Source organism: Priestia sp. P5 (genome assembly GCF_029522155.1).
Classification (GTDB): Bacteria; Bacillota; Bacilli; order Bacillales; family Bacillaceae_H; genus Priestia; species Priestia megaterium_E.
In genome coordinates this window covers 88,970-102,886 of record NZ_JAKWFJ010000006.1, presented here as the reverse complement: position 1 = coordinate 102,886, position 13,917 = coordinate 88,970, and the positions used below count along the sequence as shown (strand labels likewise).

The following is a 13,917-nucleotide window of genomic DNA, read 5'->3' as shown; positions in this document are numbered from 1 at the left end:
CAAACGGATTTATATTTGTTTGAAGGTAATTGAGAGGAGTTTTAGATATGGCTGGTAATGCAAAAGGCGGATTAAAATCTACTATTACTGTGGCAATGTCAAATTACCTGGAGGCAGGCTCTATTGTAGCTGCAGCTGGTGGTCTAACACTTTGGATGAAATATTTAAATCTAGATGACTTTAAACTGGGATTATTAGGAGCATTAAGTGCTAATGGTTTCGCTTCAGCAGCCGGTGCTTTGCTGGGGGGGATTCTAGTTGATAAATACGGACGCAAGTTAATATATAAATACGATTTACTGGTATATATGTTTGGTGTCTTATTGACGATGTTATCTTTTAACTTTCCAATGTTATTAGCAGGCTATGTAATTACTGGATTAGCTGTAGGAGCTGCAATTCCAGCTGCTTGGACATACATTGCAGAAGAAGCACCTGAAAATGAACGTGCAGCTCGTGTAGGATGGGGACAGTTAGCTTGGTCAATTGGTCCAGCTATTTCATTACTTCTTTCTGTAGCCTTAGCTCCATTGGGTCTATTAGGAAGCCGAATTATTTTTGGGCAATTATTTGTAATCGCTTTAATTACTTGGATTATGCAACAGCAAATTAATGAATCAAAAATTTGGGAAGAAGAAAAACAAAAAGAAGCAATTCAAAAAGCAAAAGGTAAAAAGCTTGAAAATCCAATTAAAGAACTCTTCACAATTAAAGCAAACCGGCACGCTATTATTTTATTGCTAGGAATCTACTGTTTTTGGAATTTGGTTGCTGGAGTTATGGGTTACTTTATGCCCTATATCTACGAAACGGTTGGCGGTCTTACCTCAACCCAAGCTAACTTACTCCAAGCTTTCCTATGGGTTCTCACTGTAGCTTCCTCCTATTTCGTTTTCATTAAACTAGGAGACAAAGTAAACAGACGTGTACTCTATGGAATTGGAGCAGCAATGGGAATTGTAGCCTGGATCGTTCTTACTTTTGGTGGAATGGGCATGACAGAATTACTTTTATTCGTCATACTATGGGGAACTGCAGCAGGTTTTGGAGCTCAAGCCTTTTATGGTTTATGGGCAAGTGAGCTGTTTCATACGAAATATAGGGCCAAAGCTCAAGGATTTTTGTTTTGTACAGCACGTGTAGCAGTTGGTCTTATCTCCTTAGTTATCCCAGCTATGATTAGCACGCTAGGTTTTAAAGTATCAGGCTTGGTTATGATTGGATTTCTTCTAATTGCGGCAATTATTGGATTAGTAATGGCGCCAGAAACAAGAGGAAAGTCATTAAAAGAAATTGAAGAGGAACGATACAGCGCTTAAAAAAATAAACTAAATGAAAAATAGAATTTAAAATAGCCAAGCTTCTCAAAGAAAGCTTGGCTATTTGCTTCTCTATTATTAACTTACTCTACATTTAAAAGAAAATTTTCTAATGTCATCGGCACTTTTTGTCTCTCTTCGCATTGTACACTGAGAGTAACTTCGTCACCCTCGAGACTACCAATAGACATTATGTTCATTATATTTTTAGCTTCTATTGATTTTTCACCTTTTATAGCCTTTATTTCACTGTCAAAAGTAGATGCCAGTTGTACAGAAAGCAGCTTATCCCCTGGCTTTAACCTATTTTCCTTAATCACGATTAAAAGGCGGTCTGAAGTTTCTTCATATATCTTTTTAGGCTGAATTAATTTATACTCCACATACCATTACTCTAACACCCTCAAAATATTTAAATCTAATCTTATTAAAAGAGAGTAAGAAAAACCTTTATATTGTAACCTATTGATATAAAAGAATTCCTAAAATATAAAACAGGGGAATTGATCTATTAGACCCTCCCCCTGAATATAGTTCTTTGTAAATTTATTATTAAGCTCTTAATGGGTATTTTAAGCTAAAACAGAGTATCTTTTTGCTAACACATCTTGCTCATATTGTTTAACTTCTTCTAACCAAGTTTCTTTTACAGGGACGTCCATTTTTTCACAATAATAATCCCAGATTGCACCGAAAGGATATGTTTTGAACTCCTCTATTAATGTCAATCTTTCTGTAAAATTCCCATTTTCTTGTAACTTTTTCAAATGTTCATTTGGTACTAACATTGCATATAGCAATGACTTAATCATGTTTCTTGTTCCAATTGTCCAGGCCGCAATACGGTTAATACTTACATCAAAGAAATCAAGACCAATCATAACTTTATCCAATGCATTATTTCGAACAATTTCGAGACCAATTTCACGTAATTCATCATCCAGCGTAACAACATGATCACTATCCCAACGTACAGGACGAGAGACATGTAGGGCAAGCTTGTCACTGTAAAGTAACATAGATGAAATTTTGTTTGATACAGTTTCAGTCGGATGGAAATGTCCTGTATCTAATAAACATAGTTTATTATTTTTTAATGCATACCCAAGGTAAAATTCATGTGATCCAACCACATAAGACTCAGAACCAATCCCGAATAACTTACTTTCAACAGCATCAAGATTATAGTCTTCATTTATTTTTTCTTCAAAAATCTTATCTAACGACTCTTTTAATCGTTGACGAGGTGTCAGTCGATCACTTGGGACATCTTTATAACCATCTGGAATCCAAATATTTGTTAAAGATGCTGTACCTAATTCTTTACCGAAATATTCACCAATTTTACGGCTGGCGATACAATGGTTGATCCAAAACTCTCTGATTTGTTCATCAGGATGAGACAACGTTAGACCATCTGCTGCTTTTTCATGAGAAAATAATGTTGGATTAAAGTCTAACCCTAAGCCTTGATCTTTAGCCCAATTCACCCAACTCTCAAAATGCTTCGGCTCTAATTGATCTCTTTCTACTACTTCTCCATGTGTTTCTGCGTAAATAGCATGTAAGTTCACACGATGTTTTCCAGGAATTAAAGATAACGCTTTCTCTAAGTCTGCTCTTAGTTCCTGAGGTGTCGTCGCTTTACCAGGGTAATTTCCTGTTACGTCAATTCCACCTGACAACTCTCCTTTATTTACTTCAAATCCAGCAATGTCGTCTCCCTGCCAGCAATGAATAGAAATCGGTACATTTTTCAATTGTTCTAATACTTCATCAACATTGATTCCCCATTTTTCATATTCTTTTTTCGCAATCTCGTAATTTTCTCTAATTGTCATTTGTATTCTTCCTTTCTTGTTTATGATGCCGTTACTGTTAAAGGTGAAAATTTTTTAACGTCGAAAGAGTTTTTAATGATTGTTTTTGCTTCTTTTATATCTTCAATTTCACCAACTGCCATTAATTGTGAAACAATATTTCCAATTGCAGTTGCTTCAACTGGACCAGCGTACACTTCTTTTTTAGTTGCATCAGCAATTAGTTGATTTAACATTTCGTTTTGGCACCCACCACCGATAACATTAATTTTCTTGAATTTTCTTTCAAAAATCTCTTCGATTTGATTAATTGCTTGTTGATAGCTGAATACTAAACTGTCAAACACACATTTTGCTACTTCACCAGGATTAGTTGGAATTGGCTGTTCTGCTTCTTGGCAATAATGTTGGATTTCTTGAATCATATTTTCTGGATTCAAAAATCTTGGATCATCTACATTGACGATAGATTTAAACTTTTGAGCCTGACTAGCTAAGGTGACTAACTCTGCAAAAGAATATTGATCTTTATAATTCCTTTTCACTTCCTGTATCATCCAAAGCCCCATAATATTCTTTAGAAATCTATAGCGATAATCAATACCACCCTCATTGGTAAAATTGTAATCTAAAGCTTTTGTGATACAAATTGGAAAATAATTTTCTACACCGATTAAAGACCATGTTCCTGAACTAATATAGATTGTTTCTTCCAGCTCAGGGACCGAAATGACAGCTGAACCAGTATCGTGAGTTGCTGGTAGAATAACCTTCATATCAAAGCCAAATTCTTCTATTAAACTCTCTGTCAAAGTACCCAATACTGTTTTTGGTGTAAGAATTTCATGAAATATTTCTTTGTTAATACCTAGTTGATCTAATATTTCATGATCCCATTTCTTTGTGAAAGCATTAACCAATTGAGTTGACGTTGCATTTGTGTATTCGTTTGCCTTTTTTCCTGTCAATAAATAATTAAAATAGTCAGGGATCATTAGAAAAGATTTTGCTTTTTCTAAAATCTCCGGATTATTTTGTTTAATTGAATACAGTTGATAAATTGTATTAAATTTTTGAAATTGAATTCCTGTCTCTAAATACAGACGTTCCTTCATGAAAGTTTTAAAGACTTCGTCCATCATTCCGTCTGTTCTTGAATCACGATAAGCAACAAAATCTGTTAAAGGTTTGTTAAATTCATCTAGTAAAACAAAATCTACTGCCCATGTATCAATACCGATACTTTCTGGGTACAATTCCATTTCACTACATTTATGAATTCCCTTTTTTATTTCTACAAATAATCGATCAAGCTCCCAGCAAAACTGTCCATCTTTTTGGATCATTTTATTCTCGAAACGGTGGATTTCTTTTAGATTTAATAGTCCACCTTCAAGGTGACTCGCTATTAATCTCCCACTAGAAGCACCAATATCAACTGCTAAACAACATTTCTTCATTTTAATCACCCTTTATCTGAAAGCGTTTACTAATATCTTTATATTAAGTCAGTTAAAAGGAGAAAATAATGTCTAAAATTATTTATTTATTGTCCTTATTTGCAAATAAGTATTATTTTTACTTCATTTTTAATTATGATATATATTCTCTTTTATTTTGAAAAAAATTAATATCACTGGTTTTTTTAGTATCAAAAGATGAATTATAGTCATTTTCAGGCTTGTAATTATTGTGTTTATTTGGATAAACCCTCAAAAAAAGAACCTTTAGCCTCTATTTCTTAGCTAAATGTTCTCTGAATTGCTTTGGTGTCTGTTTATATTTATTTTTAAAAATCCGATAGAAATAACTTACATTATCATATCCAACTTGATCTATCACAGAGGCAATTGGTATATCTGTATTTTCTAGTAACTCTTTCGCTTTAATTAAACGCTTTTCTTGAAGTAACTCTTTAAATGTATAGTTGGTAGCCTTTTTGATTTCCTTACTTAAAGCATAACTGGGCTGGTTTAATCTTAAGGCTAATTCATACAGAGAAGCATTTTGAAAATGTTCATCAATATACTTTAATGATTCAACAATTAAATAATGTTGTACAGGATAGTCTTCTGTATGTTCAGCCTTATCAGCGTGTTTAATTAACTCAACCATTAAAAGACCCATATATAATTTAATGGTTGATTCAGACATAAAAGCAGGAGACATAATTTCCATAATAATTCTTTTTATTAAATCTTGAATGCTCTCTACTTTTGAAACTTTAAAATAGAGGAATTGTCCATTTTGAGTACTGTTATATAAACTATTAATTAGAAAATTACTAATTCTATTTTCGGTGGTTAAAAATGAAAAAATAAAATCAAAGAAACGAGGCTGGATAATAAAATTAATGATAATGTCTTCCTTTGCACATACTTGAATCTCATGTTCGATATGCTGATTTAAAAATAACAGCTCTCCTTGCTGCAAACTTATTTTTTGATTACCTACTTTTTGATGTAACTCTCCATTATAGACATAATTAATCTCAATGTAGTTATGTTTATGTTTAGGAAAATCAGCAAAACGTGTATGTTTGCGAATCATGATCATATTATCTTGGTTTAAAAATTTTTCACTTTCAATTACAAAATTAGATTGATTAGTATAAATATCCTTTTTAACTTCTTTATTGTCTTGTAATATTATTTCTTCTTCTTCTGTAATTTTTAATAATTCATTCATGAGGTCATACGACATAGTAATTCTCCCTTGTTTAAAATATAAATATTTATAAGCACAGTTTAGAGTAAATGTCGTCTAATTTTATGAAATCTTGTTGGAAGAAACTTATGGGTACCTTCGGTACTCTCTTGGTGAGTATCCGGTTTTTTTATTAAGGAAAGGAATTATAACCCACAGCTGATGCAATATCCACTACTTTACGGTCGGATTCCATTAACAATAGACAGGCTTCATTGATACGAAGCCATTGAGGTAATCTTTAAAGTTCATTCCCGAAAAGATTGTTTTGAAAGCACTTTATCAATTAGATCTAGCCATAATTTCGATCCATCTGCTTGTACATCACCTAACAATAAATCTATAATTTTAAAAATTTCATCAGGCACATTTATATCAGCATCCCTTAGCTACCTTCGTAAATTCAAACATTATATTGCATCACTACCTTCCTGCCCTTTATCTTATTAGAAATCTTGCTCCTTCCACATCAGCCCAATTTCTTGTTCTCGCTGTAAAACTTTCTCAAGATAACGCTCGGTTGTCTTACGATCACTATGACCCAGTTCCTTTTGAATTAAAAAGATGTCTGCTCCCTGCTGCCTACTATAGATAGCATAAAAATGACGAAAGTAATGAGGTGTAATTCTGTCAGTCCGTTCTTTTACAAATGGTAACTCGGTTCGTTCAATGATACGCACAATATAATTACTTAAGTTTTTATATTGATAATAACCTCCATCTTTAGTTGGGAATAATGGCCCTTGATCACTTGAATTTAATGCTGTAGTAGCATGACGTCGTTCTCGAAAGGCAAGGATACGTTCATATAAAGATAGATGAAGTAACTTATCAAATTTCTTTCCGCCCTTCCCTACTCCTCTTAACCGATAATGACCACTTAAACTGTCTAGATACACATCTCCCCACGAAGCTTTGGCTATTTCTTGTACACGCAATCCTGTCATCGCCAACATGGTTAACAACCCATGATTAATCGGATGATCTTTGTAATAGTCTAGGATCTGCTTAACTTCATGGTAATACAAATCTCGGTTTGGAATTTCTTGTTCAGATAATGACGTACTCAAAATTTCTTTATGTAATGGATGCTGAATATACTTCGTTTCATGTAGCCATTTCATAAAACTTTTTAGAATCGTCATTTTAGCGTCTAAAGTTGCGGGTGAATAAGGTTTCCCACCCTTTCCTAATAACGCTGTGCTTAAATAGGACTGGTAGTTCCGTATATGCCAAGGTCTTAAATTTTTAAAGATAGTTTCTTCTATATAATAGTCTACATCCTGGCGTAAGAACGACTCACTTTCTACCGCATACTGATAAAACTGCAACAAAATCCGTAAGTATTCGATTTTTGTATTTTCTTTTCGTTCTCGGTCCTTTCGAATATGCTTTCGCTGATGGATATAATAGTACATCATTTCTTCATCCGTAAAATCACTGAACATATCTTCGCTTTTTCTCTGGTGATGCTCATTTCTTTCTTCTAATGCATCATAATATTTATTATCTAGCATCAATGAAACAATTTTATTGAAATCCCCCTTTCTTTCTATCACTTCTGTTCCTATATGTACTAATGAGAAATTTTGCATAAAACCTCTCCTTCCGTAAAACATGTCTTCTTATTTGTAAGTCTTCCTTGTATTGAAGCAGTTTCTTCTCTATGCCAGTTTTAAATTCATATTAATATGTATGTAGATAATAAAGAACTTTTAAGATGTAGTAATAGTATTACTAACAAAATTTAAACCAATAATTATTTTAATTAAATATATAATTTTTTAATTATTAAATTGTTAATTAAAAGTATTTATTATAGTTGTTACTTATTCATTATAATGTATTTTAAGGTAACATTGTAAACATACTTTCTATAAATATAGTTTATTCTTTATACAATTTGTAGAAAAATCTCCTATTTGTCATCACTTAGAGTAAATGATAAAACATTATTTTTTATAAGTTAGTTATAATGATTACATATCAATTATAAAAACTTTTAAATTCTAACTATATGTATATATGATATAATTAATTATCAGATTAAGGAAAAAGAAAAGGAGTGTATGTTATGATTGATAATCCTACTAAAATTATTACTATTGAAGATGTGATGGAGATGTTATCTATTTCATCAAAGAAAACGATTTATACATATATTCAACAAGGAAAATTAAATCCTATTAATAAAGATGACTGGCATATTGAAGGACGTTATGAATTTGATATCGAAGATGTCGTTCGTTTACAAGAAGAGTTAAAAAAGCCTGGGCTTACGACAAAAGAGGTAGCGCAGCAACTGGATATCTCAGTCACAACGGTCAATAAGTATATTAAACAAGAACTGTTACCAGCGTTCCAAGAAGAATACCGGGGAATCAATTGTTATTTTGTGAATGAGGAAGATTTAGAAGAGTTTAAGCGTACTCATGAGGTTGGGCGCAAACCAAGTAAGCGACATTTTTATCATGCCGAACAAAACATTGCGCTATTTCAGCTTTTTGTGAAGAAAGACGAAGAAAAAGAGCAGCTTGCCCGTATTATCTCGGTAGAGGATCCAATTATGGCTGTTACAGAACAACATGAAGAGATAACATTAGAGGAATTACTTCACCGAGGCTTTGAGGCAGCCTACGAGATTGAATCGAAAAAAACAATTACCAAAGAAGGCTATGCTGCATTTGCCTTTAAGCAAACAGCCTATGCGAAATCACAACTCTATAAGCTCATGGATTTATTCTATCAGTACCTAAGCCCTACCAACATTAGAGTTACCCCCCAAGAAGAGAAAGAGCAATTTATCGTCGAAATCAAACCTGTATTGTTCATGGAATCAGCACAAGAAATCGTTGAATTATTAGAGTCAGTTCTTGTCTCAGGGAAGATTAATAAACGCAGCCGTGGGATTTATATTGATAGTGATTTGGAAGTGGTACGCGTAAAGGTATCAAGCGATTTAAAGAAAGAACTACAGCAAAAAGCGAAAGAATTAGGAAAGAAGAACATCGAGGAATTGTTATTACACGCTGTACAAAAATTATAAAATAGAGTAAAGGTGCTTAATATTGAAATGGACAAACACTTTATTTGTCGTCCTGAAGGATAAATAGTACAACTTTAATAAGACGTAAAGTACCTTACTGTTTATTCACCTCAAAACTTGTTATTAGTGTTGGATTTGAATCAATAACTTGAACATAAAAAAGTTATTGACTCAAATCTAATAAAATCAGTTAGTAATTTTATTTTGTAAGTGAATATTTCTAAATAAAATAAATAGAATACCAGGTATAATGAATAAAAAATCACGACCTATAAGTTTGTAATTAATAATTTCACCCTTTCCTGCACCAAAACAACCACAGCCTTCAGGCATATACAATCCATAATGAATGAGTAGAGTTATAATGAATACTATTATAACTAATATATAAAAGGATACAATTATATTTCTTAAGTTTTTAAACCAAATTAATAAACCAATTGAAACTTCAATTATAGGTACGGAATAACCTATTATAAAGTGCAGAGAATTAGGTATGTGTTTATAGTAATATAAGGTATTAATAAATTGATAAATATTGATAATTTTACTTATACCAGAGTACATCATAAAACCAGATATACATATTAGGCAAAGAAAGAGATTAATGTTTAAGAAAGAAATTTTTGTAGGATTCTTGATTATGTTCACCTTCAATTCTATCTACTTCAGAATGGTTGTTATAACGAATTAACGTAGGAGTTTCTTTAATGCCCATTTCCTTCCAAGCTTTTTGGTATTTCTGAATGTTAATATAAACAAATTTATCTTTTTGTTTCTTCCCTAACGGAATTAGATATGGTGATACTCTTTGACAATGGATGCAATTATTTTGATAGTAGTATACATATAATGAATCTTCTTTTTGAATTTCGGATTGGACCACTCGCAAAGAAGATGAATCAGCATATACACTACTATGTTTTTTATATTGTAAACTCATAATTAATATTAAACCCACAATAAGTGCAGAAATAATAATTGTTAAAGTTTGTATGTTAGATTTTGTCAATAATATTCATCCTTTCTAAAGAAGTTAAAATTAAGGTGAAGAAAAAGGATGCTTAATCAGCACCCTTCATTATTAATAATATTGCTAAACTTTCTTTATTCTTCTTCCTCGACTTTAACGTTCTGGCTATCTATAATGTTTCCTTTTGCGTCATAGGAAGTAATATGAAAGTTATTTTCATCTAATGAAACAGTATATATAATCCCCTCAATTTCTTGAGATAATGAATTAATAAAAAATTGGATAGTTTCATCTTCTCTTCCAGATACCGTCCCACTTACTACTACTCTATTTTCTTCTATGTTCTGTTCATTCTTTTTAAAACGTATAACTTGTACATCCTCTATATGTTTAGTCGAGATTTGCTTTTGATATACTTCAGAATGCTCAGCTTGATTTAGATATTTTTGGGCTTCTTCACCTTTTAATTCATAATAATTTTCAACATTTTCTTCTTCTTCTGTAGACGCTTGTGCACTAGAATGTGTATAACCTGTAAGAAGAACCGCACTAAATAAAACAGATGCAAACCACTTCGTTTTTTTATTTTTCATAAATATCCTCCTAAAATGTTATTAACTTACACATATGTCTATTAACATTAGTGTATTGACCACTTGCAAATTTATTTTAATTACTATTAGAAATCATTTCTTTGTGGAAATTTAAATATGCTTCCTCTATGGAACTATATTCCCCATTTTTAAGAAGCTCTGTTTTTGATCCCGAAAATACTAAATTCCCTTTGTTTAACATAGCTATATTTAACTTATTGTAGTCTATATCTAGATTATTAATTATGTCTAACTGATGAGTAGAAATGATAAAAGTTGTTTTATGATAATTAGAAAGTATATAGTTTTTTAGCTCATATATGGCAACCGGGTCTAATGCAGCAAAAGGCTCATCTAAAAAGGTGAAATCATTTTCTAAACATAGCGCTGCTATATGACAAACTTTTTTCTTCATACCATTGGATAAAGCAAATATGAATTTATGTCTTACTTTATCCATGTTGAAAATTTTCAATAAAGTATCTATTTTTTCTATAGTATGGTTAGTAAAAGAATCATACATCTTTGCCACAAACGAAATGTATTCGTACACTGTCAATTCTTCTAATAAAGCTGGTTTCTCTGGTGAAAACGAAATGTTATATTTAATATTTTTATCTTTTATTGCCTTTTGACTTTTATTAAGATAGGATATTTTTTCTTGCCTCTTTGTATTCACTTTTAAAATTTCTTTAATTAAGGTTGTTTTACCCGCACCATTATGACCAATTAAAGCATAGAGACTACCCTTTTTAAAATTAATTGTAATATTATTCAAAGCTTTACTATTTCCATATAAAACTGACAGATTGTTAATGTCTATATAATTTAACATGCTTAAACTCTTCCTTTATAAGCAAGGTTCTTAGTGATTATCTTATTTAAAAGAAGAATAATTACTGTAAATGGAACGGCCAGTAATAAAGCACTTATAATAATGTTAATAAAATTGACATTTACATCTCCACTAGGTTGTAAATTATAAATAGGAAAGTTTTGAAATGGATACAATTTTTCTTGTTTTACCGGATTATCCAAATTTTCCGATAGGAAAAAGAAAGATCCAAAAAATCCTATACAAGCATTTAATATAAAAATAATCATGAAAACTCTTATTTTTTTCATATTATCTCTCCTTTAGTACAATTTCTAATATCCTTGAATCCTTACCAAATATTAGATTTAGAAGTTCAATTATGATTAACGTGGTAATAAATAACGTTAAATAAGTCTTAGTGTAAGTAAGAGCATATAATAGCATATCAAAGAATATAGCAAATATAGACCCTCCTACAGCTATTAAAATTTTTCGGGGTTTTTCTAAAGAATAGAACTCTTTTTCTAAAAAAGAAACTTCAATAGATAAGGTGTAAGACTTTAATTCATATGAAACTTTACTTAGTCTTAAAAAAAATATGTGTCCAAATTCATGCGTCGTAACATGAAAAATATATATTAAAGAAATAATTACACTGTGAATTAAATTCCTAGTCATTATATACATACTAAGAATAATGACTATTTGTAAAAGTGTATAGGTTGAATAAACAACCAAGAATGTACGTTTATACTGCTTAAGTAACTCTTGTATCATCTTGTAACCCATTAATAGTTATGGTCATGACTACACAAAAAACAGAGATTGTGAGCACATAGGTTATTGTTTGTGCTATTACAGAAGGAAATTCTTGTACACGCATAAGGTATTCTGGTGTAATTCTATATGATATTAACAAGATTATGACGCTAGTCATAGCTTGCGCTAATGGACCAAAGAAATTACTAAATAGATAATAAACTAAAATAGAGAAATAAATACTGCAGTAAAACATTACGCTAGCTTCCATAAAATCTACATTACTGAGTAAAGTAGTAAAGCTTACTTCATTTAGCATAGAAAGTATTTCTAAAAAGATAACCATAAAAAATAATCCTACAAGAAAGTAAACATGTAATACATACACCGAATATTTCAACTGTGAAATCCTTAGAATTGCAATTCCAGGAACAGTTTTTGAAAGTGTATTAAATACAAAATGAATGACTGCTAACATTGAACCTAAAACAAATAGTTGACTTATAGAATAGTAGTTATTAGCTAAGACAGAAATAATAAGTAAAAACACGGACATTGAAATAAAAAATACTATGTATTCTCTTATATAAATAAATACTAAAAAAACAGAGCTAAAGTTGATTTTTTTAAAGAATTTATACCTATTCTGATTAAATAGTTGTACAGTAGGTGGCTGTATGGCCATAGAGTTAATACAAATATAAGTCAAAAGCAAAAAAGCTAATAAAGCTATTAACACCCATAAGGCTATTTTTTCTCCTAACCATATATACCCTATGAAATTATGTATGGGAAGGATTAAAATTATGATAATACTACCTAAAAAAGCAAATTGTTTCAGTATGGTTTCATTTTCTGAAGTAAATTTTTTTCCTATAACCCTTTGTATTAAGTGTCTTATAAATAAGGCTATTATAAAAACTACCTGAGCCATTACTTCCCAAAACAGTACAGAATAAAATATTGATACATTATCGTAAATAGAAAGTACCATAAATAATGTAATAACCGATAGGATGACAGGCATTAAAAAGGCTATTATAAAACTTAAATACTTAAAAAGTCCTTCACATACAAAATTAAGCAGAGAATCTTTAGAATGTTGTTCCTCAGTATTTGATTTATTTTTCATAGCAGAAAAAATGTATGGAATTAAGCCACTCATGAAAAATATATAGGAAGCTTGTGGAAATATCCCCATATCAATTTCAATACCTAAATTAAACATAGATGGAATAACTTTAATTGAAACACCACTTGCTACTAACAGTAATAATAACCCAAATATAGCTTCAGGTTTTTTATATGCTAAAATTACTATTCTATTTTTAATTCTAGTCCATGTTAAAATTAAAAATATGAATAACTTCCTCATTTCATATCCTCCATGATGTAGTAATGTGTAGAAGGCTTGTATAAACTTATTTATTTTATTTTATTTTTTACAACCTATTTTGAAATAACCTGTTGATACCTTCATAGCTAGAGAGAAATGTCTTTTTCCATGAGCCCAACAAATGCTCTCACCAACTGCCCAAGCCACCATTGCAGCTGCTAAAGCTACTAAAATCCACAATATAGGGTTTGCTAAGGCGTTAGTTGTTTTCTTTTTTGGTATAAATAATTGCATAATCATACTTATTTTCATCTGAAGTTGAGTATATAAACCTAGTGTAATTGAGTTTGTCATATTTTGTTCCCCCTCCAAGCCTTCTACACAATTGTACATGTTATCATACAAAAAACATAAATGGAATATTTTTCTTTGTTATTTTGTTACAAATATTAATTTTAATTTCTTTTTTGGGATTTAAAGGTTATTTTTCGGAATAAAAAAAAGAAATATTAAGTATATTAGAATAATATATAAAGTGCTTATTTTGG

Annotated in this window: 14 protein-coding genes; 2 read left to right on the top strand and 12 right to left on the bottom strand. The window is 30.8% G+C overall.

All coding sequences use genetic code 11. The features are described 5' to 3' along the window. The first annotated feature begins 47 nt into the window (after positions 1–47). Complete coding sequence (locus MMB69_RS25385; RefSeq protein WP_277448647.1) at positions 48–1,319, top strand: MFS transporter; 1,272 nt, start codon at positions 48–50, stop codon at positions 1,317–1,319. 83 nt (positions 1,320–1,402) lie between these two features. Here the strand turns inward: MMB69_RS25385 and MMB69_RS25380 are convergent, their stop codons facing one another. The 5 genes from MMB69_RS25380 to MMB69_RS25360 form a co-directional block, all read right to left on the bottom strand. After that, positions 1,403–1,702 (bottom strand): HPr family phosphocarrier protein, encoded by a 300-nt coding sequence (locus tag MMB69_RS25380; protein ID WP_277448645.1) that lies wholly within the window; start codon positions 1,700–1,702, stop codon positions 1,403–1,405. A gap of 189 nt (positions 1,703–1,891) precedes the next feature. Then, positions 1,892–3,160: an L-rhamnose isomerase gene (rhaA, locus tag MMB69_RS25375; RefSeq protein ID WP_277448644.1), complete on the bottom strand. Its 1,269-nt coding sequence runs from the start codon at positions 3,158–3,160 to the stop codon at positions 1,892–1,894. 20 nt (positions 3,161–3,180) lie between these two features. After that, entirely contained in the window at positions 3,181–4,599 is a 1,419-nt protein-coding gene (rhaB, locus tag MMB69_RS25370; protein WP_277448643.1) for a rhamnulokinase, read from the bottom strand. Between the two features lie 274 nt (positions 4,600–4,873). After that, a complete protein-coding gene (locus tag MMB69_RS25365; RefSeq protein ID WP_277448642.1) occupies positions 4,874–5,842 on the bottom strand; it encodes an AraC family transcriptional regulator in 969 nt (322 codons plus the stop codon). Positions 5,843–6,291: 449 nt separating this feature from the next. Further along, positions 6,292–7,440, bottom strand: coding sequence for a tyrosine-type recombinase/integrase (locus tag MMB69_RS25360; protein WP_277448641.1), 1,149 nt, complete (start codon positions 7,438–7,440; stop codon positions 6,292–6,294). Positions 7,441–7,919: 479 nt separating this feature from the next. Between MMB69_RS25360 and MMB69_RS25355 the strand changes: the two genes are divergently transcribed. Beyond that, a complete protein-coding gene (locus MMB69_RS25355) occupies positions 7,920–8,891 on the top strand; it encodes a helix-turn-helix domain-containing protein (RefSeq protein WP_277448640.1) in 972 nt (323 codons plus the stop codon). Positions 8,892–9,077: 186 nt separating this feature from the next. Here the strand turns inward: MMB69_RS25355 and MMB69_RS27350 are convergent, their stop codons facing one another. The 7 genes from MMB69_RS27350 to MMB69_RS25325 all read right to left on the bottom strand — a co-directional run bounded on the left by MMB69_RS27350 (position 9,078) and on the right by MMB69_RS25325 (position 13,723). Next, positions 9,078–9,542, bottom strand: coding sequence for a MauE/DoxX family redox-associated membrane protein (locus MMB69_RS27350; protein ID WP_481861930.1), 465 nt, complete (start codon positions 9,540–9,542; stop codon positions 9,078–9,080). After that, positions 9,496–9,903 carry a thioredoxin family protein gene (locus MMB69_RS25350; protein ID WP_277448639.1) on the bottom strand — a complete coding sequence of 136 codons (408 nt, stop codon included), beginning with the start codon at positions 9,901–9,903 and terminating at the stop codon, positions 9,496–9,498. The genes MMB69_RS27350 and MMB69_RS25350 overlap by 47 nt, the downstream gene beginning before the upstream one ends. 95 nt (positions 9,904–9,998) lie before the next feature. Next, positions 9,999–10,457: a hypothetical protein gene (locus MMB69_RS25345; protein ID WP_277448638.1), complete on the bottom strand. Its 459-nt coding sequence runs from the start codon at positions 10,455–10,457 to the stop codon at positions 9,999–10,001. A 76-nt stretch (positions 10,458–10,533) separates the two neighbouring features. Beyond that, on the bottom strand, positions 10,534–11,292 hold the full coding sequence (locus tag MMB69_RS25340; RefSeq protein WP_277448637.1) for an ATP-binding cassette domain-containing protein: 759 nt from the start codon (positions 11,290–11,292) through the stop codon (positions 10,534–10,536). A 2-nt stretch (positions 11,293–11,294) separates the two neighbouring features. Then, positions 11,295–11,582, bottom strand: a complete 288-nt coding sequence (locus MMB69_RS25335; RefSeq protein WP_277448636.1) for a hypothetical protein — start codon at positions 11,580–11,582, stop codon at positions 11,295–11,297. Between the two features lie 449 nt (positions 11,583–12,031). Next, positions 12,032–13,408, bottom strand: coding sequence for a hypothetical protein (locus MMB69_RS25330; RefSeq protein WP_277448635.1), 1,377 nt, complete (start codon positions 13,406–13,408; stop codon positions 12,032–12,034). Between the two features lie 60 nt (positions 13,409–13,468). Then, positions 13,469–13,723, bottom strand: coding sequence for a hypothetical protein (locus MMB69_RS25325; RefSeq protein ID WP_277448634.1), 255 nt, complete (start codon positions 13,721–13,723; stop codon positions 13,469–13,471). Positions 13,724–13,917 lie beyond the last annotated feature (194 nt).